Annotated in this window: 21 protein-coding genes; 9 read left to right on the top strand and 12 right to left on the bottom strand. The window is 64.1% G+C overall.

The genetic code is table 11. The annotated features are described in order from the left end of the window. Nucleotides 1–208 precede the first annotated feature (208 nt). Nucleotides 209–2086 carry a DNA mismatch repair endonuclease MutL gene (gene mutL, locus HT051_RS13405; protein ID WP_174542501.1) on the top strand — a complete coding sequence of 626 codons (1878 nt, stop codon included), beginning with the start codon at nucleotides 209–211 and terminating at the stop codon, nucleotides 2084–2086. A gap of 68 nt (nucleotides 2087–2154) precedes the next feature. Next, nucleotides 2155–3015 (top strand): hypothetical protein, encoded by an 861-nt coding sequence (locus HT051_RS13400; RefSeq protein ID WP_174542500.1) that lies wholly within the window; start codon nucleotides 2155–2157, stop codon nucleotides 3013–3015. A gap of 12 nt (nucleotides 3016–3027) precedes the next feature. Here HT051_RS13400 and HT051_RS13395 read toward each other — a convergent pair whose 3' ends face one another. From HT051_RS13395 to HT051_RS13385, 3 genes are all read right to left on the bottom strand, one after another. After that, nucleotides 3028–4089 carry a hypothetical protein gene (locus HT051_RS13395; protein ID WP_174542499.1) on the bottom strand — a complete coding sequence of 354 codons (1062 nt, stop codon included), beginning with the start codon at nucleotides 4087–4089 and terminating at the stop codon, nucleotides 3028–3030. Between the two features lie 99 nt (nucleotides 4090–4188). Continuing rightward, entirely contained in the window at nucleotides 4189–4758 is a 570-nt protein-coding gene (gene rsmD, locus HT051_RS13390) for a 16S rRNA (guanine(966)-N(2))-methyltransferase RsmD (RefSeq protein ID WP_174542498.1), read from the bottom strand. After that, nucleotides 4759–5688, bottom strand: coding sequence for a pseudouridine synthase (locus tag HT051_RS13385; protein ID WP_371740587.1), 930 nt, complete (start codon nucleotides 5686–5688; stop codon nucleotides 4759–4761). It lies immediately after the preceding gene. Nucleotides 5689–5728: 40 nt separating this feature from the next. Here HT051_RS13385 and HT051_RS13380 point away from each other — a divergent pair, with 40 nt between their 5' ends. Then, entirely contained in the window at nucleotides 5729–6187 is a 459-nt protein-coding gene (locus tag HT051_RS13380) for a nucleoside deaminase (protein ID WP_246810097.1), read from the top strand. A 549-nt stretch (nucleotides 6188–6736) separates the two neighbouring features. On the opposite strand, the gene HT051_RS13375 is transcribed toward HT051_RS13380, so the two are convergent. Continuing rightward, on the bottom strand, nucleotides 6737–6946 hold the full coding sequence (locus HT051_RS13375; RefSeq protein ID WP_174542496.1) for a hypothetical protein: 210 nt from the start codon (nucleotides 6944–6946) through the stop codon (nucleotides 6737–6739). Between the two features lie 70 nt (nucleotides 6947–7016). Beyond that, nucleotides 7017–8282 carry a phosphoribosylamine--glycine ligase gene (gene purD, locus HT051_RS13370; RefSeq protein ID WP_174542495.1) on the bottom strand — a complete coding sequence of 422 codons (1266 nt, stop codon included), beginning with the start codon at nucleotides 8280–8282 and terminating at the stop codon, nucleotides 7017–7019. Between the two features lie 109 nt (nucleotides 8283–8391). On the opposite strand from purD, the gene xseA reads away from it, so the two are divergent. Next, a complete protein-coding gene (xseA, locus tag HT051_RS13365; protein ID WP_174542494.1) occupies nucleotides 8392–10029 on the top strand; it encodes an exodeoxyribonuclease VII large subunit in 1638 nt (545 codons plus the stop codon). Nucleotides 10030–10114: 85 nt separating this feature from the next. Then, nucleotides 10115–10333: a DUF2093 domain-containing protein gene (locus HT051_RS13360; protein WP_174543024.1), complete on the top strand. Its 219-nt coding sequence runs from the start codon at nucleotides 10115–10117 to the stop codon at nucleotides 10331–10333. Between the two features lie 222 nt (nucleotides 10334–10555). Here HT051_RS13360 and lpxK read toward each other — a convergent pair whose 3' ends face one another. From lpxK to ubiA, 6 genes are all read right to left on the bottom strand, one after another. Next, the gene (lpxK, locus tag HT051_RS13355) at nucleotides 10556–11572 is read right to left on the bottom strand and encodes a tetraacyldisaccharide 4'-kinase (protein ID WP_174542493.1); all 1017 of its coding nucleotides are present in this window, start codon (nucleotides 11570–11572) and stop codon (nucleotides 10556–10558) included. Between the two features lie 9 nt (nucleotides 11573–11581). After that, nucleotides 11582–13582, bottom strand: a complete 2001-nt coding sequence (locus HT051_RS13350) for a glycosyltransferase N-terminal domain-containing protein (protein ID WP_174542492.1) — start codon at nucleotides 13580–13582, stop codon at nucleotides 11582–11584. A 15-nt stretch (nucleotides 13583–13597) separates the two neighbouring features. Next, nucleotides 13598–15457, bottom strand: a complete 1860-nt coding sequence (locus HT051_RS13345; RefSeq protein WP_174542491.1) for an ABC transporter ATP-binding protein — start codon at nucleotides 15455–15457, stop codon at nucleotides 13598–13600. A gap of 138 nt (nucleotides 15458–15595) precedes the next feature. Then, nucleotides 15596–15832, bottom strand: coding sequence for a DUF4170 domain-containing protein (locus HT051_RS13340; protein ID WP_174542490.1), 237 nt, complete (start codon nucleotides 15830–15832; stop codon nucleotides 15596–15598). Between the two features lie 62 nt (nucleotides 15833–15894). After that, on the bottom strand, nucleotides 15895–16719 hold the full coding sequence (locus tag HT051_RS13335) for a 3'(2'),5'-bisphosphate nucleotidase CysQ (RefSeq protein ID WP_174542489.1): 825 nt from the start codon (nucleotides 16717–16719) through the stop codon (nucleotides 15895–15897). Between the two features lie 242 nt (nucleotides 16720–16961). Continuing rightward, nucleotides 16962–17933, bottom strand: coding sequence for a 4-hydroxybenzoate octaprenyltransferase (gene ubiA, locus HT051_RS13330; RefSeq protein ID WP_174542488.1), 972 nt, complete (start codon nucleotides 17931–17933; stop codon nucleotides 16962–16964). A 42-nt stretch (nucleotides 17934–17975) separates the two neighbouring features. Here ubiA and HT051_RS13325 point away from each other — a divergent pair, with 42 nt between their 5' ends. Both HT051_RS13325 and HT051_RS13320 read left to right on the top strand, forming a co-directional pair. After that, nucleotides 17976–18707, top strand: coding sequence for a 16S rRNA (uracil(1498)-N(3))-methyltransferase (locus tag HT051_RS13325; protein ID WP_174542487.1), 732 nt, complete (start codon nucleotides 17976–17978; stop codon nucleotides 18705–18707). A 112-nt stretch (nucleotides 18708–18819) separates the two neighbouring features. Beyond that, on the top strand, nucleotides 18820–20226 hold the full coding sequence (locus HT051_RS13320; protein WP_174542486.1) for a glutamate--cysteine ligase: 1407 nt from the start codon (nucleotides 18820–18822) through the stop codon (nucleotides 20224–20226). A 244-nt stretch (nucleotides 20227–20470) separates the two neighbouring features. Here the strand turns inward: HT051_RS13320 and HT051_RS13315 are convergent, their stop codons facing one another. Beyond that, nucleotides 20471–20986, bottom strand: a complete 516-nt coding sequence (locus tag HT051_RS13315; RefSeq protein WP_174542485.1) for an invasion associated locus B family protein — start codon at nucleotides 20984–20986, stop codon at nucleotides 20471–20473. A 567-nt stretch (nucleotides 20987–21553) separates the two neighbouring features. Here HT051_RS13315 and coxB point away from each other — a divergent pair. Together coxB and ctaD are read left to right on the top strand one after the other, a co-directional pair. Further along, the gene (gene coxB, locus HT051_RS13310; RefSeq protein ID WP_174542484.1) at nucleotides 21554–22444 is read left to right on the top strand and encodes a cytochrome c oxidase subunit II; all 891 of its coding nucleotides are present in this window, start codon (nucleotides 21554–21556) and stop codon (nucleotides 22442–22444) included. A gap of 67 nt (nucleotides 22445–22511) precedes the next feature. Then, complete coding sequence (gene ctaD, locus HT051_RS13305; protein WP_174542483.1) at nucleotides 22512–24116, top strand: cytochrome c oxidase subunit I; 1605 nt, start codon at nucleotides 22512–22514, stop codon at nucleotides 24114–24116. Nucleotides 24117–24206 lie beyond the last annotated feature (90 nt).

Here is a 24206-nt window from a genome sequence, read left to right as displayed (position 1 = left end):
GATGCCCGGCACAAGGCCGGGCATGACGATCGAGCTTCAAGGCACCGGTCATACCGGCAACAGCCGGTATCCAGCCTTACGCACCGTCCATCGAAAAGCTGGATTCCGGCTTGAGCCGGAATGACGCCGGCATCGCCCTGGGGAGAAGCGGTGCAAAAGACCCGTCCCGGATTAGGAACCGGGCCGCAGATTCGATACTTCTGAACCCATGTCATCAAGCCTAAGACCGATTCGCCAGCTCCCGCCCGGCCTCGTGAACCGCATCGCCGCCGGCGAGGTGGTCGAGCGCCCGGCCAGCGTGGTGAAGGAGCTGGTGGAAAACGCCATCGATGCCGGCGCCACCCGCATCGACGTTGCCGCCACCGGCGGCGGGCTCGGCCTGATCTCTATCACCGATAACGGCCGCGGCATGAACGCTGAGGATCTGCAGCTCGCGGTGGAGCGCCACGCCACCTCCAAGCTCGACGACGAGACCCTGCAGCAGATCGCTACTCTCGGCTTTCGCGGCGAGGCGCTGCCCTCCATCGGCGCGGTGGCGCGGCTCACCATCCAAAGCCGGGCGGAAGGGGCTCAGGAGGCCTTCGAGATCACCGTCGATGGCGGCAAGAAAGCTGCGCTGAAGCCATCGCCGATTCCCGCCGGCACCGAGGTGCAGGTGCGCGATCTCTTCTATGCCACCCCGGCGCGGCTGAAATTCATGAAGTCGGAACGGGCCGAGAGCGGCGCCATCTCCGATTGCGTCAAGCGCTTGAGCCTCGCCCATCCGGAGATCGCCTTCAGCCTGACGCTGGGCGAGCGCGCCAGCTTTCGCATGCCCGCCTGCCAGCCCGGCCTGTTGGACGACAGCCTCGACCGGGTCGGCCGCATCTTGGGCGACGACTTTGTGCGCGATGCGCTGCCGGTGAAAGTGGCGCGGGGCTCGATGCGGCTGCGCGGCTTCGCCGGCCTGCCGACCCTGCACAAGAACACCAGCCTGCAGCAATATCTCGTCGTCAACGGACGTCCGGTGAAGGACAAGCTGCTCACCGGCGCGGTGCGCGGCGCCTATGGCGATTACATTCCCGCCGGCCGCTATCCCATGCTGGTGCTGTTCCTCGACCTGCCGCCGGAGGAGGTGGATGTGAACGTCCACCCGGCCAAGGCGGAGCTGCGCTTCCGCGAGCCGCAAGCCGTGCGCTCGCTGATCATCGCGGGCCTCCGCGAGGCGCTGGCCGCCGCCGGTCACCGCGCCACGGCGAGCCTTAGCCAGGTGGCGCTGTCGCGGCTGACCCAATCCGCCGGGCGCGACACGTCTTGGCCTCGGCCCGCGCCGACGAGCTATGGCGGCTTCGGTGAAGGCGGCGCACCGTCCCCACGCCCCGACTATCAAGCCTATCGGGATTATCAGGCCCCGCTCGGGACGCTGAATGCGCCGAGCGTCGATAGCCGCCCCTATACCGAGGCCGCCCAAGCGCTCGCCGAGCGTCCTGCGCCGTCTGAGACCCCGCAAGAGGTGCCGCAGGATTTCCCACTCGGCGCGGCGCGGGCCCAGCTGCACGAGACCTTCATTATCGCCGAGACCGAGCAATCTCTCGTCATCGTCGATCAGCACGCCGCCCATGAGCGCCTGGTCTATGAGCGGCTGAAGACATCCATCGCGAATGGCGGCATCGCCCGCCAGGGCCTGCTGATCCCGGAGATCGTCGAGCTGGACGAGGAGCGCTGCGCAAGGCTGCTGGCCGCCGCTGACGATCTGCAGCGCTTGGGTCTGGTGATCGAGCCTTTCGGCGGCAATGCTATCGCCGTGCGCGAAACCCCGGCCTTGCTCGGCCAGGGCGACATCAAGGGGCTGGTGAACGATTTGGCCGACGAGCTTGGCGACGACGAGGCCCAGGCCCTGCTGCTCGGCGAAAAGCTCGATCACGTGCTGGCCACCATGGCCTGCCATGGCAGCGTCCGCGCCGGCCGCCGTCTCAACGCGCAGGAGATGAACGCGCTGCTCCGCGATATGGAGAGCACGCCGTTCTCCGGCCAGTGCAATCACGGCCGGCCCACCTACGTGGAACTCTCCATCGCCGATATCGAGAAGCTCTTCGCGCGACGTTAGAGACGTCTCGCTTTGCCCGAAAAGTGGTAGTCTTATCCGTGGGGTAGCTCTTCTGAGGCGTAGAGCCAATGAGCTTGCGCAAGGCCACGCGCCGGCCTTTGGTCGGCATCGCAGCCATTCTCGCGCTTGCCGCGTCGACCGGAATCGGTGCCGGGCTGGTGAAGGATTTTGTCTCCGAGAAGCGCTTCGCCGCCGATCTGGAGAAGGTCATTGCCGTCGGCGATATGGACCGCGCCGCCGAGGATTTCCACGCCAAGATCGACCGCATCCGCGGCTTTCTCAACGACCATAGCCGTCACCTGGTCGACGACGAGTTCTGGGCCATGCATTCCGCCCCGAACACCGGCCCCTATCTCCGCAAGATCATCGCCCACGCCGAGGGCCGCTCCAACGAGCGCGCCCATATGGAATGCAGCACCCGCTCTCACCTCTTCGGCCGTATTTTGACGGCGCTCGGCTACCAGGTGCGCACCGTCGCCATGTTCGGCACCGGACGCCCTGAGAGGCCGTATTCCCATGTCGTGATCGATGTGAAGAACCCGCAGACCGGCGTCTGGGAAACCCAAGACCCGGACGGCGATATCTATTGGAAATCCGCCAGCACGGGAGAACGCCTTTCCATCGCCGAGGCTGGCGACGATCTCGACGCCGTCATTCCCTGCAATGCCAGCAGCTGTGGCTGGGACCTCCGCGGCCGCGACGGGCAATGGATCAAACGCTACCGCAAGCGTCTCGACATCCTCTCCATCACCGATAAGGACGCCGATATCCGCTACGGCCTCTATACAAGCCGCGCCAATCTCGATGCCGCGCTCACCCTGAACGGAAAGACTGGGGTTTTCTGTGAGATCGAGGCCAAGCGCTGCGGCGACGGTTTCGTCAAGATCACCGAGCAAGCGAAGCTCGCCAAGGCTCTGGGACAGGAGTGAGGCGAAGCCGCCCTACATATCCCCGACCACGGGCGGTGCCAGAAACGCATCGTCCGCATTGGCCAGCTCGTCCGGCGGCACTTGCTTGTCGTCCAGCCGGATATGGGCGATCTGGATGATGTGGCCGGCCGGCGTCTTGAACAGCGTGTAGTGGATCTCGATCGGATCGGCATCGCCGCGGCAGGCCGTATAGAGCCGCCGGATATTCACCGAGCCGACCGGACCGGCCATCTTCTTGCCGGATGAGAAATTGCCGGTGCAGGATTTGGCATCGTCGCTGATCATGATGTCAGCCGCCTCGTCGAGATCGACATCCTGCATGTTCTTGTAGCCGGTCAGCGCCCCGATCAGCCCGTTGCTGTAGGTCCAGACCACGTCGAAGCCGCTCAGCGGATTCTTGTCCGGATCCAGCATCGTGTAGTCGGTGATCCCGGCATCGGCCAGCAGGTTGGAAGCAAACACGATCGCCTCGCTGCCATGGAACAGCTTGGTGTCGTCGGCCTCCGCCTCGTCAGGCTCCGCTTGCAGATCGGCGAAGGCGCCGCCGCCCGGCCCGCCATTCTTCTCCATGGCCAGCTGCTGCTTCACGCAAGTGGCCAGCGCCTGGATTGCCGTCGAGCTGCCGTGGAGCTCGAACTCCAGATCGCCAGAGCCGGTATGCACGGTCAGCAGATGCCCGTGCCGCATGGCGTCGAGCACCTCGTCGGAATTCTCCAGCGGGATCACGATGCCTTTCGAATCGATCACCTTGGCGATGGCGGAAATCTTGGGCCGGTCGTCGATCTCCAGGCTGATGTCCTGGGCGCTGCCCACTTTGAGGTTCCAGCCATCGTTCACCAGCACCATGCCCCAATCGTAGTCGCGGCTGATGATGAAGCCGAGAGTGATGCCGCTCTGATAGGTGGCGGTCATGGTGCAGTCGCGGAAACTGCCGTCATCCTCGTAATTGGCGTTGCCGTACCAATTGCCGGATTGGAAGGCGCTCGCGGGAGACAGTGTGGCGAGGAGCGGGGCGAGAAAAACCAGAGCAAAAAGTGCAAGATGCCCGGGCCGGATCTGGGGGTACCGCGCCAACAAGGAACTGAGCCAATACCTACGCCGCATCAAGGCAACCCCCTACACAACAGCCCCAACGCCGAAACTAAATCATAGCTTTGGCGGCGGGGCCAACACTCATGTGGGGTCGGTGGAGTTTTGCCCAAGAACGCTGACCTCGGTATCGCCGTGGCGGCGCCGGTCTAGAACCGAAAATGAGGCAGGCAAAGGAATTTCGGTGCCGGCGCGCTCCTCCAGCACCGCTATGGCATCCGGCTTCAGCCAGCCGCCGTCATAGGCGCTCAGAAGCGCTTTTTCCCCCAAATCCTTACCGTAGGGCGGATCCAGGAAGATGAGATCGAACGGGGCCAGCGTGCCCACAGGCCCGAGCCTTGTGGCATCCCGCCGCCAGATCTTGGTGGCACCGGTCAGGCCCAGCGTCTCGACATTCTTGCGGATCGCCGCCCGCGCGGCGGAGGCCTCGTCGATGAAGCAGCAGAACTTGGCCCCGCGAGACAGCGCCTCCAGCCCCAGCGCACCGGTGCCGGCGAACAGGTCCAGCACGCGCGCCCCCTCGAAATCGAATCCGATGCCGTGCTCCAGCACGTTGAACAGCGCCTGACGCACCCGGTCCGAGGTCGGCCGCGTGGCATCGCCCTTCGGTGCCTGCAGGCTGTGGGATTTGAACTTGCCGGCAATGATCCGCATCTAGCGCTTCGCCCTCCGGGGCTTCGAACCGGGCTTTCGCGATTTGGACTCCGGTTTCGGCACGGTGCCGCGCGTGTCCTGGCGGCGATGGGGCGCCGGCTTGCGGTCGCCATGCTTGGTCGGCTGGCGTAGCCCCAGCTCCTTGGCCAGCTCCACGCCGAGATGGCTGGCGAGCGATTTCGGCTCCACCTCCTTCACCGCGCCAGGCGCCATATCCCCTAGGCTGAACGGCCCGAAGGAGATGCGGATCAGCCGGTTCACCTTCAGCCCCAGATGCTCCAAGAGCCGTTTCACCTCGCGGTTCTTGCCTTCGCGAAGCCCGAGGGTGAGCCAGACATTGTCGCCCCGCTCGCGCTCGATCTCCGCCTCGGCCGGGCCATAGGCGATCCCGTCCACCACGGCGCCTTGCCGGATTTCGTCCAGCGCCTGATCGGTCACATGCCCGTAGGCTCGCACCCGGTAGCGGCGCAGCCACCCTGTGGCCGGCAGCTCCAAATGCCGGGCGATGGCCCCGTCCGTGGTCAGCAGCAAGAGGCCTTCCGTGGCGATATCCAGCCGCCCGATGGAGATCACCCGCGGCAGCTCCGGTGGCAAAGCTTCGAACACCGTCTTGCGGCCTTGCTCGTCGCGATGCGAGGTCACCAGCCCCTTCGGCTTGTGATAGCGCCAAAGCCGCGGCAGCTCGGCCGCGGGCAGGGGCTTGCCGTCGACGGTGACCTGATCGCCGGGAGAGACCACGAAAGCCGGCCCCTCGAGCACCTTGCCGTTCACCGCCACGCGCCCCTCGAGCGTCCACTTCTCCGCCTCGCGCCGCGAGCAAAGCCCCGCCCGGGCGATGGCCTTGGCGATGCGCATGCTCTCGCCCGCGCTCTTCGGCGCTTGACCTTCGGGCGCACCCGTCTCTTGACCCTGATTGTCTGACCGGCGCATGTCTTTTCCCATGGAACCCAAGTTGGAAGCGAAACCTAAGATGCGGCCCCTCGCAGGCGAAAGCCCGATGGACCTGGCCTTGGCGGAGGCGGAAGCCGCTGCAAAGCGCGGCGAGGTGCCGGTCGGCGCCGTGCTTGTCAGCGCCTCAGGCGAGGTTCTGGCATCGGCGGGGAATTGCGGCAAGGCTTTGAATGATCCCACCGCCCATGCCGAGATGATGGTGATCCGCGAAGCCGCCGCCAAGCTGGGTTCCGAACGGCTGACCGATTGCGATCTCTACGTCACCTTGGAGCCCTGCGCCATGTGCGCGGCGGCGATCTCCTTCGCGCGGGTAAGGCGGCTTTATTTCGGGGCATACGATCCGAAAGGCGGCGGGGTGGAGCATGGCCCCAGGCTCTTCACCCAGGCCACCTGCCATCATGCGCCGGAAGTCTATGGGGGGATCGGAGAGAGCCGCGCGAGCGCCTTGCTGAAACGCTTCTTCGAGGCCCGGCGCTAGGCGCAATTGCCTTGTGCACGCGTCTAAAAAGCGGGCTTGAAAAAAGACGAAAAGGCGAAGTCCTGGCCGGTCAGACCGTGGCCGGCATGGACAGCATCCAGATCAGCACAGCGCACGCGCTGGTTGCGAGCAAAGATGCAAGGGTCCGGTCGCTGAAATAGCGCGCCATCAAACTCTCCGAAACAAGAAGTCAAGCTTTGAGCCGTAGATAGGGGTATCCCCCGTGTTTGGCAACGGTATTGCACAAAAGCGTGACCAAAGATTTAGCGTTCACCTTAATAGCTCCATCTGACGCGAAATTTTTGCGTGTTCGAGGAGGGCGTGACTGTCCGAAACGGTCACCCCGAGGCGCGCCGCTTGCGGCGCCTTTCTCACGAGGGGCGTCATTCCGGCGCAAGCCGGAATCCAGCAGGCCGGCTCGGCGCTTGAAGCTGGATACCGGCTGTTGCCGGTATGACGGAGCAGGGGAAACGGGCCTCGTCCCTCTCTCCTTCGTCATGCCCGGGTCAAGTCCGGGCATGACGACGAGGGGCGTAGTTGGAGCTGTGCCTAAAGGTTCTCTGCCCAATCGATAAACCTCTGCCAAGTAATTCTGACGCCATTTTCTCGATGCGTACGCCCTTTGCACCAGACCAGATGCCCCTTCTGTAGAATAAGGTCGCCGAGATGCTCACCGCCGTTCGGCCGACGAACTTCGAATTCCACGCCATTGTTCTTGACGTTCATATCAACGTCAAAGGTCTTGATCTTCACATCCATAAGTCGATCCTCCCATCCTAAGAAGATCGCTTCTAGCGGGAATGCACGATAAGTTGCAAGCAGAGCGTGCCTACCGCCCCAAAGCCCGCCAGCCGATATCCTTGCGGTAGAAACCTTCCGGCCAGTCGATCTTGGCGACGGCCGCATAGGCTTTTTTCTGGGCGTCCTCGATGGAAGCCCCCCGCGCCGTGACGCCGAGCACCCGCCCGCCATTGGCCAGTACCTTGTCCCCATCAGCTTTGGTGCCGGCATGGAACACGGTGACGTCCGGCTCGGCATCGGCCGCATCCAGCCCCTTGATCTCCGAGCCCTTCTCGTAAGCGCCGGGATAGCCCTCCGCCGCCATCACCACGCAGAGGCTGGCGCCGTCATGCCAATCGAGCGAGACATCCTCCAGCTTGCCTTCGGCCACAGCCAGCAGGGCCGGCAGCAGGTCTGAATCGAGCCGCATCATCAACGCCTGGCATTCCGGGTCGCCAAAGCGGACATTGTATTCGATCAGCTTCGGCTGCCCGTCCTCGATCATCAGCCCGGCATAGAGCACGCCCTTGAACGGCATCTCCACCTTGGCCATCGCCGCAACGCTGGGCTCGATGATCTCTTTCATGGTGCGGGCGATCACCGCATCGGTCATCACCGGGGCAGGGGAATAGGCCCCCATGCCGCCGGTATTCGGCCCCTCATCGCCGTCGAAGGCGCGCTTGTGATCCTGGGCCGTGGCCAGCGGCAGGATGGTCTTGCCGTCGGTGAGGACGAAGAAGCTCGCCTCTTCGCCCTCCAGAAACTCCTCGATCACCACAGAGCAGGGCTCGCCATATTCGCCGGAGAAGCAGGCATGGATCGCCCGCAAGGCCTGGCCGGCATCGTGCGCGATGGTGACGCCCTTGCCGGCGGCGAGCCCGTCCGCCTTGATCACCACCGGCAGATCGTGGGTCTCCAGATAGGTGCGGGCCTCCGAAGCGGTGTCGAACTTGCCGTAAGCCGCCGTCGGGATCTTGGCGTAGTCGCAAAGCGCCTTGGTGAAGTATTTGGAGCCTTCCAGCTGGGAGGCGTTCTTGGAGGGACCGAACACCTTGATGCCGGCCGCTTCCAGATCGTCGGTCAGCCCCGCCACCAGCGGCGCCTCCGGCCCGATCACCACCAAGCCGATATCGGTCTCCTTGCAGAAGGCGATCACCGCCTCGTGGTCGGCGGCATCCAGTGCAAGGCATTCGGCGACCTTGGCGATGCCGGCATTTCCCGGCGCGCAGTAAAGCGTCTCCAGCAGTGGCGACTGCGCCAGCTTCCAGCACAGCGCGTGCTCCCGTCCCCCCGATCCGATCACAAGAACCTTCAACGCTTTACGCTCCTCGCCTGTTGTTTTATCCGCGCGCTTGCTAGTTTCGCCGAACGCGCCCGCGCGTTCTTAGCGCGCTTTCCGGCGCAAAACCAAGCCAGGCTGTGGAATGCCCGATTCGACCGATTTCAAAAGCAACCTCGTCGAGTACTCCGTCTCCGAGCTCGCCTTCTCCTTAAAGCGCACGGTGGAGGATGCCTATGGCCATGTGCGCCTGCGCGGCGAGATTTCCGGCTTCCGCGGCCAGCACGCCTCGGGCCATGCCTATTTCACCCTGAAGGACGAGAAGGCGGCGATCGATGCGGTGTGCTGGCGCTCCACCTATGGAAGGTTGAAGTTCAAGCCGGAAGAGGGGTTGGAGGTGATCGCCACCGGCAAGATCACCACCTATCCCGGCCGCTCCAAATATCAGATCGTCATCGAGCAGCTCGAGCCCGCCGGCATCGGCGCGCTGATGGCACTTCTGGAAGAGCGCAAGAAAAGACTCGCCGCCGAGGGCCTATTCGACGAGGCGCGCAAAAAACCGCTGCCCTTCCTGCCGCGGGTGATCGGCGTCGTCACCTCGCCCACCGGTTCGGTGATCCGCGATATCCTGCACCGTCTGGAAGACCGCTTCCCCAGCCATGTCATCGTCTGGCCGGTGCGGGTGCAGGGCGAGACCAGTGCAGCCGAGGTCGCCGCTGCCATCGAGGCCTTCAACGCGGTTGGCGCCGGCGGGGCTTTCCCGCGCCCCGATCTTCTCATCGTCGCCCGTGGCGGCGGCAGCTTGGAGGATCTCTGGGGCTTCAACGAGGAGGAGGTGGCCCGTGCCGCGGCAGCAAGCACCATTCCGCTGATCTCCGCCGTCGGCCACGAGACCGACTGGACCCTGATCGATTACATCGCCGATCACCGTGCCCCGACGCCGACTGCCGCCGCCGAGCGCGCCGTGCCGGTGCGCGCCGACCTCTCCTTGCAGATTTCCGGCTATGGGCTTCGCATGCTCAGCCATCTCCGCCGGGGGGTGGAGGGGCATAAGAGCCGCTTCCTTGCCGCCTCCCGCGGTATTCCCAAGGCGGCAGCGATCCTGGCACTGCCGCGGCAGCATTTCGATGCCGTTGCCGCGCGGCTCGCTCGGGGCCTTGGCACCAATATCCACCGCGCCCGTCATTCCTACATGGCGACCGCGACCCGGCTGCCGCGCCTCTCCCAACTCATTACCGCGCCGCGCCAGCATTTCGATGCGCTGGCTCGCCGCCTGCCGCCCTCGCTCTTCGCCAATGCGCGCGAGCATCGAAGGCATCTGGAGCGGGCCGCGCGGCTCCGGCCGCATCTTCTGTCCGGAAAGCTGCGCACCGCACGCGACCGGCTCAATGTCGGCAGCCGCGACATGGCGCGCGGGCTGATCGCCGAAACGAAGCTGAAGCGCCGCCGCCTCGAGGAGCAGGCCAAGCTCCTGAGTTCGCTCGGTCCGGAGAATGTGCTGGCCCGCGGTTTTGCTCTGGTGCGCGACGAGGCCGGCACCGTGGTCCGCAGTGCCAGCCGAATTCATTCCGGCGAACTGCTTGATATCCAGCTTGCCGATGGCCATGTAGGGGCTCGGGCCGAGGAAGCCGTGGCGGACCGAAAGGGCGGGAGTTCCTCCCGCCCTGAGCATTCCGGGCCCGAGGCCAAAGCGCCGACAAAACCCGAGACGGCGAAATCCGCATCGAAGCCGTCCGGTAAATCGCCCGATAAAACGCCGGACAAGCAGGGCACCCTGCTTTAGCGGCGATCTGGCGGTTTCGCATTTCGGGCGCTATGGTGTTCGGCGAAAATCCATCGGCTCAGCGTAAGAAAGTCTTCCACCCGTGATGAATCGCTTCGAACGTCTCGGCTTCAAAGGCGAAGCCAAGCTGAAATATCTCGATGGCGAGGTGCAGGTGCTCTCGCCCGGCGATTTCGTGCGCTGCGCCGTCACCGGCAAGGCGATCCCGCTGGAGGAGCTGCGCTACTGGAGCGTCGAGCTGCAGGAGCCCTATCTCGACGCCGCCACCTCGCTGCAGCGCTACCGCGAGACCCACGCGAAGTAGCGGAGTTGGGTTCTGCCCATTTCCAAGATCATCGTCATTGCCGGGCTTGACGTGAGCCTGCGCCCGGACCGGCGAAGCCGGATCCGGGTGGCAATCCATGCCGTTGCCTCTCGGCTTGCGCGGAAGTAAGCGATGCGCGCTGGCATATGCTGCGCTGTAACGGCGTGGATGCCCGGATCAAGTCCGGGCATTACGAAGGAGAGGGACGCGGTCGCTGTGAAACTAAGCCCCGCGCTTCGTCTTCACCGCAGCCATTACAAGGTCGCCCAGCGCCGCCTCGTCGCCGATGCGGATGGCGATGGCAAGCGGGCGGGAGCGGAATTTCAGCTCGCCCTGCGGCGTCTCGCGGTCGTCCGGCAGCCGCACCCAATCTTTCTGGGTGGTCACCAGCATGCAGCTCTTCTCCTGCGCCTGATCGAGCAGCGCCTGCGCCTCTTTGGCGGTGTAGCGGTGATGATCGGGGAAGACCTGCTTGCCCTCGATGCGTCCGCCGGCCTGGCCGAGCGTGGCGAAGAACTTCTCCGGCCGGGCGATGCCGGCGAAGGCGATCACCGGCAGCACCGAAAGCCAGCGGGTATCCTGTGTCGGCTCGATGCGCGCCTTCAGCACAGGCTTGCCGGCGGCGATCATTTGCGCGGCGACCTTATCCGCCTTGGTCCCTTCACCGACCACGACCAGTGCGTCGGTCTTGGCGATCTGCTCCTCCAGCGGCGCCCGCAACGGCCCTGCCGGGATAAGCATGCCGTTGCCGATACCGGCCCGCGCATCGATGGCGATCACCGCGAGATCTTTGTGCAGCGACGGGTTCTGGAACCCGTCATCCATGATGATGACGCTCGCCTCCAGCGTCTCGATCACCTGCGCGCCCTTTTCCCGGTCGGCTGAGACCACGGTCGGCGCATGCTCGGCCAGCAGCAAAGGCTCATCGCCCACATCCGCCGCATCCATATCGGTGGTGACGATGGTGGGACCTTCCGCCTTGCCGCCATAGCCCCGGGTCAGGAAGGCGGGCGTTTCGCCGGCGATCTTCAAAACGTCCGCGATGGCGATGGCAGTCGGCGTCTTGCCGCCGCCGCCGGCGGTGTAATTGCCGACGCAGATCACCGGCAGCCGCGACACGTAAGGCGTCACGCCGGCCGATTTCTTCGCGGCCATATTGCCGTAGATCGTCGCGATGGGAGAAAGCAGCGAGGAAACCAAGCCCCGCTCCCCGTACCACCAGCTGGGGGTCTGTCTCATAGTGCCTCTTTATTTCACCGGCGGCAGGAAGGCTTGCAGTTCGGACAAGGTCTTCTCCAGCGCGCCGCTCATCTCCTGAACGGAGGTCTCGGCCCGCTTCATCATCGCCTCGCGCTTCTCGCCATTTCGTAAAAGCGCCAGCGCCGCGTCGGCAAGGCCGGGGGCGTCCTCCACCTGAATGCAGGCTCGGCCCGCGATCAGCTCCGAATAGGAATCGCGGAAATTATACCAGGACGGGCCGGTCAGCACCGCCGAGCCGAGCTTGATCGCCTCCACCGGGTTCTGGCCGCCATGTTTCACCAGCGAGCCGCCGATGAAGGAGACCGGCGCCTGCGCATAGAACATGCCGAGCTCGCCGATCGTGTCGGCGATATAGATGTCGATCGACTTGGAGGGCAGGGCGCCGCGGGAGCGAAGCGCCGAGCTGAGCCCCAGCCCTTGCAGCTCCTTGACGATGCCAGGCCCGCGCTCGGGATGGCGCGGCACGATGATGGTGAGGAGGTCGGGGATCTCCTCGCGCAAGGCAAGATGCGCGCGGGCGACCAAATCTTCTTCGCCCGCATGGGTGCTGGCAGCGAGGAACACGGTGCGGCCTGCGAGAGACTCTTCCAGCGCGGTGCGGCCGGGAAGATCTGCCGGCGGCGGCGGCGAATCCGCTTTCAGATTGCCGACCCCGATGGCTTTCGGCGCGCCGAGCTTGGTGAAGTTTCGCGCCATCACCGAATTCTGCGCCAAGACCAGGCTGAAGGCGGAGAACAGCGGGCGGCTGAGACCGGAAAGCCGGCGCCAGCGGCGATAGGAGCGCTGCGACACTCGCCCGTTGATCAGAACCAGCGGCACCTTTTCGCGCTTGGCCTCCAACAGCAGATTGGGCCAGATCTCCGACTCGATCAGCACGGCTAGATCGGGGTGCCAATGCTGCAGGAAGCGGCGCATATAATCCTGATTGTCCAGCGGCACATATTGGTGGATGGCGGTTTTCGGCAGCCGCGCCCGCGCCAGCATCGCCGAGGTCACGGTGCCGGTGGTGAGCAGGATGCGCAGGTCGGGCCGCGCCTCGGAAAGCGTCTCGATCAGCGGCAGCACGGAATTGGCTTCGCCGACGCTTGCGGCATGAAACCAGATCAGGAAACCGTCGGGGCGCGGCAGGCTGGCGATGCCGTAGCGCTCTGGCCGGTGCTCCGTCTCCTCCTTGCCGTGCCGCGCCCGGAAGGCGAGCAGCGCCGGCACGAAGGGTTTGCCGAGGAAGGTGAGCGCCCGATAGGTCTTCAGCAGCAAGCCGGGGCGGTTCATCTTCTCCTGATAGGCCTCGGACAGGGGATCGTCCGACCCGGCCAGGGCATAGGCCTTGGCCATGGCCTCGTTCAGGCCCTTTTCGAGGGCAAGCCGCGCCTCCTCGATCTCCTCCTCGCTCGCGTCGCGCTTGACCCGCACCGCATCCCCGACGGCAATGCCGAGGGTGGAGAAGGGCAGGTTGATGGTGAGCGCGCTCCAAGTCTTGAAGGCAAGGAAATGCTTGGTCGCCATGGCAAACGGCACCATGGGCCTCCCTGAGAGCTGCGCCATGGTGACGAGCCCCTTGCTGGCCCGGCGTGCAGGACCCGGCGGCACATCGGCGGTGATCACGATGGTGGCGCCGCGCCCCAGAGCCCGCACTGCCTCGCGCAAGGCCTGCGCCCCGCCGCGGTCGCGCTTGCGGTCTCCCGCCCCGGCCCCGCGGGCGAAATGCGTCCCGAACGGCTTAAGCGCGGCGGCGATGAATTCCGCATCGCCATGGCGCGCCACCATGGCCACCACCTCCGGCACCCAATCGGGGCGCATCATCGGCGACAGTAGGAATTGCCCATGCCAGGTGCAGAAGATCTGCGGGTCTTCCTGGAGCAGCTTTTGGTCCAGATCGTCCGGCGTGCGGCGGATGCGGGCGGAGTGATAGACCAGCTTGATATACCAAGCCGCCAGTTGCCCGAGCCCTGCCATGAAGCGGGGAGAACTGAACAGACGTTTGGACATCGCGCCGGCGCGGGCCTATTCGCCGGCCATCGCGACCGCGTCCGGGTCGTCGACCGCTTCCGCGCCGAACCCGCCCCCGATATCGAATTGCGTGCGGTGCAGCCGTGCGTAGAGGCCGCCCTTGGCGACCAGCTCCTCGTGACGGCCGGTCTCCACGATCCGTCCCTGATCCAGCACGCAGATCATGTCGGCCTTCTTCACCGTGGAAAGGCGATGGGCGATCATCAGCACCGTGCGGCCTTCCATCAACTGCTCCAGCGCCTTCTGCACCTTGGCCTCGGCCTGGGAGTCCAGCGAACTGGTAGGCTCGTCGAGCAGCAGGATCGGTGCATCCTTATAGACCGCGCGGGCAATGGCGACGCGCTGGCGCTCGCCGCCGGAAAGCAGCGCGCCCGCTTCGCCGACCACCGTGTCGTAACCTTGCGGCAGATTGCTGATGAACTCGTGCGCCGCCGCAGCCTTGGCCGCCGCGATCACCTCGTCCTCGTTCACCGCCCGCGAGCCGTAAGCGATATTCGCCCGCACCGTGTCGTCGAACAGCACCGGGTCCTGGGTCACCAGGGCGATGGCGTCGCGCAAGGAAGAGACGGTGACATGGGCGATATCCTGCCCGTCGATCGAGACCTTGCCCTCGGTCGGATCGAAGAAGCGGAGCGCCAGATTGACCATGGTGCTCTTGCCCGAGCCGGACGGGCCGACCAGCGCCACGGTCTTGCCGGGCTCGATGGCAAGGCTGACGCCTTGCAGCACCGGCGTGCCGCGCTCATAGGCGAAGCTGACATTGTCGTAAGTCAAAGCGCCCTTGCTTAGCGCTAGTGGCTTGGCGTCCGGCGCTTCTTCCATCTTGCTCCGCAGGTCGATGATGCCGAACACGCGGCTCGCCGCGGCCATGCCTTCCTGCAGCTGGGTCTGCAAGGTGGCAGCGCTCTTCAGCGGCGGGTAGAGCAGCACGGCCGAAGTCATGAAGCCCATGAAATGGCCCAGGGTGAGATCGCCGCGGATGCCCTTGGTGCCGGCGAAATAGATCGCCAGCGCAAAGCCGCACCCGGTGAGCAGCTCCACTGACGGGCTGGACAGCGCCCGGGCCCGCATGCCGCGCATGGTGAATTCCAGCGCCCGGTTGACCGTCGTCGCGGCGCGGGACTTCTCCTTGTCCTCTTGCCCGTAGGCGCGCACCACGCGCATCCCCCGCAAGGTCTGCGAGACCAGCGCGCTGAGGTCGCCCGTCTCCTGCAGCGACTTGCTGGTGGATTTGCGCATCTTGCGCCGCTGCCGCCCGAGCAGCACCCAGGCAACCGGCATGAATAGCAGGATCAGGATCGAGAAGCGCGCATCCATGTAGAACATGGTGGCGACCAGGATGACGATCTTCAGATAGTTTTCGCCCAGCGTCACCAGCGAGCGGCTGGCGGCGGCGCGGATCAGATTGGAGTCGTTGAGGAAGCCGGAGAGCAGCCGGCCCGAATGCACGTTCTGGATCCAGCCGAGATCGGCTCGGGTCAACTGGCCGAACATCTGGATGCGTAAGTCGGCGATGAAACGATGGCCGAGATAGCCAACCGTGACCTGAGCCACATATTCGGCGAGCGCCTTGATGATGGTGATCGCGACGATGCCGCCGGTCACCCAGTAGATCATCTCTTGCTTCTTGGCGACGAACACATCGTCCGCCGCCGTCTGGATCAGAAATGGGATCGCGCCCGTCGTCGCCGCGGTGAGCACCATGGCGGCCGTGGCGATGGCAAGCAGGCCGAGACGCGGGCGCAGATGCTCGTGCCAGATGCGAACCACGATCTCGCGGGTCGTGTAGTCCGCGTCCAGCCCGTCCTTCTTGCGCGCAATGTCGCGGGCATCACTGAACAACTGATCTTTCAAGGATTTCCCTCGATTTCGGGCATTTAGTCCCGGGGCCGAACCCCATGCCGGTTTCTACCATGCCGGCTGGCTGGGGTCCTAACACCAAACGAAGCAGACGGCCATATGCGGGTGCTCCGGCGAGGCGGGCGCCGGCGTTTAGCCGGCGCTGTCTTTGTCGGGCACCATCAGCTCTGAGAGATCGACGATGAAATACCGCATCAAGGCGTCGTCCAGATTGCGGTGGCTGGCCTCTTTCCAGGCGTCATAGGCGGCCTGGTAGTCGGGAAAAATGCCGACGACGTCGAGTGCGCTTGCGTCCTTGAAGGTGATCTGATCGACCGCCGTCAATTCTCCGCCGAACACCAAATGCAGCAACTGGTCCGGTTTCACCACGCCGTTCTCCCTCACTATCCCCTGTTGGTCCTTGGATGCCCGCCACTTTGCCCAATCGGCGGCTAGATTTCTACCTGGCGCGTGCGCTCGATGATCGCATGGTGTATGGCCGGCGGCGCCCCGATGACGCTGGGGATTTTCGGGGTTGCCTGGTTGTAGGCGAAGGGCTTGCCTGCATGATCGGTCACCGCACCGCCGGCTTCCTCCACGATCAGCGCTGCCGCCGCCACGTCCCATTCGCTTTTCGGCGACATCGAGATGGTGGCCTCGGCCTGGTCGGCAGCCACCAGCGCCAGCCGGTAGGCGACCGAATTCACCCAGCGGGTCTCCACCTCCGGCCAGGGATCGCGCCACATCGCCTTGCGGAACAGCCCGCCGCTGGCGATCAGCCGCGCGCCGGCCAGCCCCTTATCGGTGCCAACCCGGATCGGCTCGTCGTTGAGGAAGGCGCCGCCGCCCTTGATGGCGTGAAAGAATTCGTCCGTGACCGGGTTGTACACGGCGCCCAGCACCGGCGCGCCGTCAGCGATCAGCGCCGCCGAAATCGTCCATTCCGGGATGCTGCGGACGAAGGCGCGGGTGCCGTCGATCGGATCCACCACCCAGACATGGCTGCGGGACAGGCGGGAACGGTCGTCCTCGGTTTCCTCCGAAAGCCAGCCATAATCCTTGCGCGGGGTCTCCAGCTCGCGCTTCAGCGCCGCATCGACCGCAAGATCAGCCTCGCTGACCTCGCTGCCGTCGGGCTTCTTGTCGACCTGCAGCGAGTGCCGGTCGAAATAGCCGAGCGCCAGCGCACCACTGTCGCGTACCGCGGCCTTCAGCAGCGCAAGGTCGTCCTGGAGTGTGGGGGCGCCGGTCTCGGCGCTTTGTTTGAGAGCTGTCATTCGCGAAAGTCGTTAGAAATCATACGTGTGGGGCGGAGGTTCGAAACTCGGCGTTAACATTGTCCATTAAGTGATTCGGAAAACTTCCCGTGCAAGATGCTTCCCAAGTAAGGCCGCAAAGGCCACACGCAGGAAGTTAACAGTAAGGCGTCAGTTGGGGATCCCGGGAATGCGCGGTCAAAATCCGCGCCCCGGGATCAAACTTTTCCGGCTTAGAACTTTGCGAACCCCAGATTTGGGGATTACAGCACCGCCGCCAGGTACATATCGGCAACGATGGCGGCAAATACAATCGCCCCGAAATCCCGGTTCGAGCGAAACCGCATCAGGCAGTTGTCCGGATCGTCGATATCCAGGGTTGCCACCTGCCAGAAAAGATGCGCGCCGGCCGCGACCATGCCGAGCAGGAACACGATCTCGCATTGCGCCGCGAGCCCGGCCAGAGTGAACAGCACCCAGGCCGTGCCATAAAATCCGGCGAGCCAGATGCGCGAGTTGCTGCCGAAGCGGAGCGCGGTGGATTTCAGTCCCAAGAGGGCATCGTCCTCCCGGTCCTGATGGCCGTAGATCGTGTCATAGCCGATGATCCAGCAGATCGCGCCGAGATAGAGCAGGATCGGGGCCCAGTCGAGCTCGCCCTGAACCGCGGTGTAGCCCATCAGCGCGCCCCAGCCGAAAGCCAGCCCCAGCACCGCCTGCGGCCAATAGCTGAACCGCTTCACGAAGGGGTAAAGCCCGACGATGGGAAGAGCCAGGAAGCCGAGGAAGATGGTCAGCCCGTTGAAGCAGAGCAGCACCACAAGCCCGATCAGGCAGAGCAGCAGCATGAAGGCGATGGCGCTTTTCACGCTGACTTGACCGGAAGGGATCGGCCGGGAGCGGGTCCGCGCCACCCCCTGATCGATATCCCGGTCGACAATGTCGTTATAGGTGCAGCCCGCCCCGCGCATCACGAAGGCGCCCAGGCCGAACAGGCACAGGATAGAGATATCGGGAAACGCGACCCCCTCCACCCGGTAGCCCAGTGCCACCGACCAGAAGCAGGGGATCGCCAAGAGCCAGAAGCCGATCGGCCGGTCCGCCCGGGCAAGCCGCAGGAAGGGGAGCAGCGCCTTTGGCGCGTAGCGGTCCACCCAATTGCCTTGCACGGCGTCGGCCACCGCGCTCTGGCCGGCTGCAGGTTGGCTTTTGCCTTGGCTTCCAGGACGTGTCATGTCACCTGCTGTTTCTTCACCTGATGCCGAAAAACATCTGCCATGCCGTCTAAGCTTCAGAGGCTCTTCGTCAAGGCGCAAATGCGTGCGGGCGCGGAGGTCGAGTGTCCCGCCGCACAAAGCCATTATCTGGCCAATGTGCTGCGCCTCAAGCCGGGGGATAACATTCTTCTGTTCAACGGCGAAGAGGGGGAGTGGCTCGGAGAGCTGATTTCCGCAGGAAAAAGCGGCGCCAGGCTCCGCCTTGTGGACCAAACCCGGCCGCAAAGCGCAGGTCCCGATCTGCATTACCTTTTTTCGCCGCTGAAACGCGCCCGCCTCGACTATATGGCGCAGAAGGCGACCGAGATGGGGGTGAGCCGGCTGCAGCCTGTGATCATGCGTCACACCGTGGCCGAGCGGGTCCGCATCGACCGGCTGGAGGCCAATGCCGTCGAGGCGGCGGAGCAATGCGGCGTGCTGCGGGTGCCGGAGGTGGACGAGCCGGTAAAGCTGCCCAAGCTGCTGCAAAACTGGAATGCGGACCGCCGCATCGTCTTCGCCGACGAGCAGGCCGGCGGGCAATCGCCCTTGCAAAGCTTGGAGGCCATTGCGCCCGGGCCGCTTGCCTTGCTGATCGGCCCGGAAGGCGGCTTCCACGAAGAGGAGCGGGCGATGCTGCTTGAAAAGCCCTTCGTCCACCCCATTTCGCTGGGACCGAGGATCATGCGCGCCGATACCGCCGCCGTCGCCGCGCTTGCTCTTGTTAACGCCGTGCTCGGGGATTGGCGGTAGGACTTGTCAGGCGCACGAAGCATACGCGATAAAGGGAAGCCGACAGCGCTTGATCCAAGGCGCATCGCCGCCGCTAAAGGTCGGCCATCCCGCTACAACCGGAGTTCATCCCATGTCGACACGCGTTGATGGGCCATCGAGCCCCATCATAGAGTCGCGGGATATGCTGGTCGCTCATCTGGAGAAGGGCAACAAGCCCGCAAAAGATTGGCGCATCGGCACCGAGCACGAAAAATTCCTCTTCTACGAAGCCGATGACAGCCCCGTCCCTTACGAAGGGCCGCGCGGCGTGCGTGCTTTGCTGGAAGGGCTGGAGAAGCGCTTCGCCTGGCACCCGGTCATGGAAGAAGGCAACATTATCGGCCTCAACCGGCCCGACTGCCCCAAGGGCGGGGTGATCAGCCTGGAGCCCGGCGGCCAGTTCGAGCTCTCCGGCGCGCCGCTTGAGACGGTGCACGAGACCTACGAAGAGCTGCGCCAGCATCTTACCGAAGTGGAGGAGGTCGGCCGCGATCTCGGCATTGGCTTCCTGGGGCTCGGCTTCTCGCCGAAATGGACCCGGGCCGAAACCCCGATGATGCCGAAGCAGCGCTACAAGATCATGGCGGCCTATATGCCGAAGGTCGGCAATCTCGGCCTCGACATGATGTTCCGCACCTGCACCGTTCAGGTGAATCTCGATTTCTCCGACGAAGCCGACATGGTGCAAAAGCTCCGCGTCGGCCTCGCGCTGCAGCCGGTCGCAACCGCGCTGTTCGCCAATTCGCCTTTCACCGAAGGCAAGCCCAACGGCTTCAAATCCTATCGCGCCGAGATCTGGCGGGACACCGATCCGCACCGCACCGGCGGGCTGCCCTTCGCCTTCGAGGACGGCATGGGGTTCGAGCGCTATGTCGATTACGCGCTCTCCGTGCCGATGTATTTCGTCTATCGCGACGGGCATTATATCGACGTCTCCGGCGCCTCCTTCGCCGATTTCCTGCAAGGCAAGCTCGAGGCGCTTCCCGGCGAGCGGCCCACCTTCTCGGACTGGTCCGATCACCTGACCACCGCGTTTCCTGATGTGCGGCTGAAGCATTTCCTGGAGATGCGCGGCGCCGACGGGGGCTCCATGCCCTATATCTGCGCTCTGCCGGCGCTCTGGGTGGGGCTGCTTTACGACAGCCAGTCCCTGGCCGCCGCCGCCGATCTGATTGCCGATTGGACCGCGGAAGAGCGCCAGGCCTTACGCGATGCCGTGCCGCGCCAGGCGCTGGATGCGCCGTTCCGCGGCGGCACCGTCGCCGATATCGCGAAAGTGATGATGAGGCTTGCCGAAGAGGGGCTGCGCCGCCGTGCCGTGCTCGATCTGTCGGGGCGCGACGAGCGGGTCCATCTCGACCCGCTTTGGGCCAGCCTGGAGCGGGGCGTGCCCGCCGACCGGCTGCTGGCCGATTTCGCTGGTCCCTGGCAAGGCCAGATCGACCGGCTTTTCGCCGCCGAAGCCTACGGTCACGCGCCCGCGCTGCCCGCGAAATAACACCGATTTTTCAAAAGCTTCGTGGGACTGCCAAAATTCTGCTACAGTGCTGTTGAAACTTATCGCTCTAGTCGCCAGTTAACTGGGGCAAGTTATCCTCTCGTCCGCTACCCTGCACGGGCGAGATGGCGTCCGTCCCCCGACGGATGATAGATCGGCGGTAGAGGCCTCTGCCGCCGATCTTTTTTATGCTCTCGAAAAATTCGGATGGTCGGAGGCTGCGGCGGCCAAAGCCGCTCAGGCGCTATTTCACGCCGCGCAGCCCGTTGGTGAAGCCTTCCAGCGAGACCGGGATGCCGATGCCGGATTCGTAGGTATCGAAGATGATGAACACGGCCTGCTTGCCCGACTTCATCTTCTCGATCACCGCATCCTGCAGCACCACCTCGGCGATGCAGCCATTGCGGCTGCATTTCAGGAACGGCGCATTGCCGACATCCTCGTCGTCGATCTTCAGCCCCAGCCCCGTCGGCAGCAGCACCCCGAGCGGCACCACCACGCGCAGCAGCTTCTTGTCCTCGGCCACCGCCTTGTAGAACACCACGGTGAGCCCGACATTGGGCCGGTCCGCGGCGGTCACGCTCTGCACCAGGGCGCATTTTTCTTCCCGCGCTCCGGGCGGCGTGCGGCAGGAAAGCTGCCAAGCGCCGTAAGTCTCCTTCACCACGCTGCCAGGACCCGTTACGCCGGTCGGCTCCGACTCGGTCTCCTGGGCGAATCCGCCGGCCGGGCCGGTCAGAAGAATCGCCAAAGCCAGCATCAAGCCAGTGCCGGTCCGCGCCCATCGGGTGCGGAATCGGGAGAATGTGAAGCGACACTTGAAGCCGGATTGGACGCGAATCATAGCGGCCAAACTAGCGGAGGAGGGGATGCGCTGCAAAGCGTGAGCCATACTCTAGACGGGGCGAAGCCAGGTCGATTTGGCCAAGCAATAAGGCCAAAATTCGACCCGCTGCAAGGCGGAAATCATACGGCCGGGCTGCTGGCATCGCGATTGGGCGGTCGAACCATATACTGCGTTGCAGCATAACCGAGTTCTATCGTCGCGAGCGTGCATATGCCGCATAGGCCAGGAATGATGAGTATTGCCAATCTATATTGTTTATGATTTTTACACGTTAAAAAGGGGCTCGCGGGCTGTGGCATACGCGACGCCAAAGCAAGAAGCGAGAAGGGGGAGAACGCCGTACGCGGTCTATTAGACCGCGACAACTCCTCTTGTCTCGTAACCACACAGGGGCGTGTCACGTCCACGGTGTTGAGGGAGGTTCACGGATGCTGGAGCGCGTCGCTCCCGGCACCGGCGGGGCACACTGAGGAGTGCAAGATGGGGTTTTTTGATCGACGTTTTCTGAGTATTTTTGCGTTCGCCGCGCTGGTTTTCAGCGGTTCGGCCTATGCGCAGGACGGCCAGCCTCACGATTGGCAGATCGGCATGCAGAAAGCTGCAACGCCGATCATGGAGCAAATCCACGGCTTCCACACCTTCGTCACCACGATCCTTTTCGCCATCGCCATCTTCGTGCTGGTTCTGCTGGCGATCGTGATGTTCCGCTTCAACGACAAGCGTAATCCGGAGCCTTCCCGCACCTCGCACAACACGCTGCTCGAGGTGGTCTGGACCGTGGTTCCGATCCTCATCCTGGTGACGATCGCGATTCCCTCCTTCCGCCTCCTCTTCGCCCAATACGATTATCCCAAGGCCGACCTGACGGTCACCGCCACCGGCCATCAGTGGTATTGGAGCTACGAGTACCCGGACGAGGAGATCAACTTCGATTCCTTCATGCTCTCCGACGACAAGCTGAAAGAAGGTCAGCCGCGGCTGTTGGCGACCGATAACCCGCTCGTCGTTCCGGTCGGCAAGAACGTTCTGGTCCAGGTGAAGTCCACCGACGTGATCCATGACTGGGCGGTTCCGTCCTTCGGCATCAAGCTCGACGCCGTGCCGGGGCGCCTGCAGACCACTTGGTTCCGCGCCGAGCACGAAGGCACGTTCTACGGCCAATGCTCTGAGCTTTGCGGCCGCAACCATGCCTTCATGCCGATCGAGATCCGTGTCGTCAGCGAGGACGAATACGCCGATTGGCTGGCCAAGACGAAGGAAGCCTCCCTCGGCAGCGATAAGCATTATGCCGAAGAGGAGACGGGGCCTGCGGCCGACGCGCCGGAAGCCGACGCAAAGCGTCTCGCATCCGCCGAAACCGAGCAGCGCTAGGCCCGCCCGACCGCTAGAATTTAGTCGTCAGACTTAAAACGTTACGTTGAGAACGAGGAAGACAGTCATGGCAGACCACGCCCAAGCAGAAGCTGCGCACCACGAGGACCACCCGACCGGTTGGCGCCGCTGGCTGTATTCGACCAACCACAAAGATATCGGCACGATGTATCTGATCTTCGCGATCACGGCCGGTGTCATCGGTGCTGCGCTCTCCGTCGCCATGCGCGCCGAGCTCATGGAGCCCGGCATGCAGATCTTCGGCGATCCGGAGGTGTTCAACGTCTTCACCACCGCTCACGGCCTGACCATGATCTTCTTCATGGTGATGCCGGCGATGATCGGCGGGTTCGGCAACTGGATGGTGCCGCTGATGATCGGCGCGCCGGACATGGCCTTCCCGCGGATGAACAACATCTCGTTCTGGCTGCTTCCGGCCTCTTATGGGCTGCTGCTGATCTCGCTGTTCATGCCGAGCAGCCCTGGCGCCACCGGCGTCGGCGGCGGCTGGACGCTCTATGCACCGCTCTCCAGCACCGGCTCGCCCGGGCCGGCCGTCGATTTCGCCATCCTGTCGCTGCACCTTGCCGGTGCCTCGTCAATCCTTGGCGCCATCAACTTCATCACCACCATCTTCAACATGCGCGCGCCGGGCATGACGCTGCACAAGATGCCGCTCTTCGCCTGGTCCGTGCTGGTGACCGCGTTCCTGCTGCTGCTGTCCCTGCCGGTGCTGGCCGGCGGCATCACCATGCTGCTGACCGACCGCAACTTCGGCACTGCGTTCTTCGATTCCGCCAAGGGCGGCGATCCGCTGCTGTGGCAGCACCTGTTCTGGTTCTTCGGTCACCCCGAGGTGTACATCCTGATCCTGCCGGGCTTCGGCATCATCAGCCACATCGTCTCGACCTTCGCCCGTAAGCCGGTGTTCGGCTATCTCGGCATGGCCTACGCCATGGTCGCTATCGGCGTGATCGGCTTCGTCGTCTGGGCCCACCACATGTACGCCGCCGGTATCGGCGTCGACACTCAGGCCTATTTCGTGTTCGCCACCATGGTGATCGCGGTGCCGACGGGCGTGAAGATCTTCTCCTGGATCGCCACCATGTGGGGCGGCTCGATGTCGTTCCGCGCTCCCATGGTTTGGGCGCTGGGCTTCATCTTCCTGTTCACCGTCGGCGGCGTCACCGGCGTGATGCTGGCCAATGCCGGCGTCGACCGCTCGCTGCACGACACCTATTACGTGGTGGCCCACTTCCACTACGTGCTGTCGCTCGGTGCGGTGTTCTCCATCTTCGCCGGCTGGTACTACTGGTTCCCGAAAATGTTCGGCTACATGTACTCCGAGTTCATCGCCAAGCTGCATTTCTGGCTGATGTTCGTCGGCGCCAACCTGGCCTTCTTCCCGATGCATTTCCTCGGCCTGGCTGGTATGCCGCGGCGCTATGCCGACTATCCGGATGCCTTCGCCGGGTGGAACCTGGTGGCTTCGATCGGCTCCTATCTCGCCTTTGCCGGTATGCTGGTGTTCCTGTTCGGTATCGTTCAGGCCTTCATGAAGAAGACCCGCGCAGCCGACAATCCGTGGGGTGCCGGTGCGACGACGCTGGAATGGACCCTGTCCTCGCCGCCGCCGTATCACTGCTTTGAGACGCTGCCGCGGATCAAGTAAGGACAACAATGACGGCACGGCCCCTTGCAGATGCAAACCACGCAAAAGCGAGGGGCCGGTCCGACCTGGCTGGCAACGGCCTCTAGAACA

Source organism: Methyloligella sp. GL2, from assembly GCF_013341275.1.
Lineage (GTDB): Bacteria > Pseudomonadota > Alphaproteobacteria > Rhizobiales > Methyloligellaceae > Methyloligella.
Note: the sequence above shows the minus strand (reverse complement) of the source record. Positions and strands in the feature narration are given on the sequence as shown.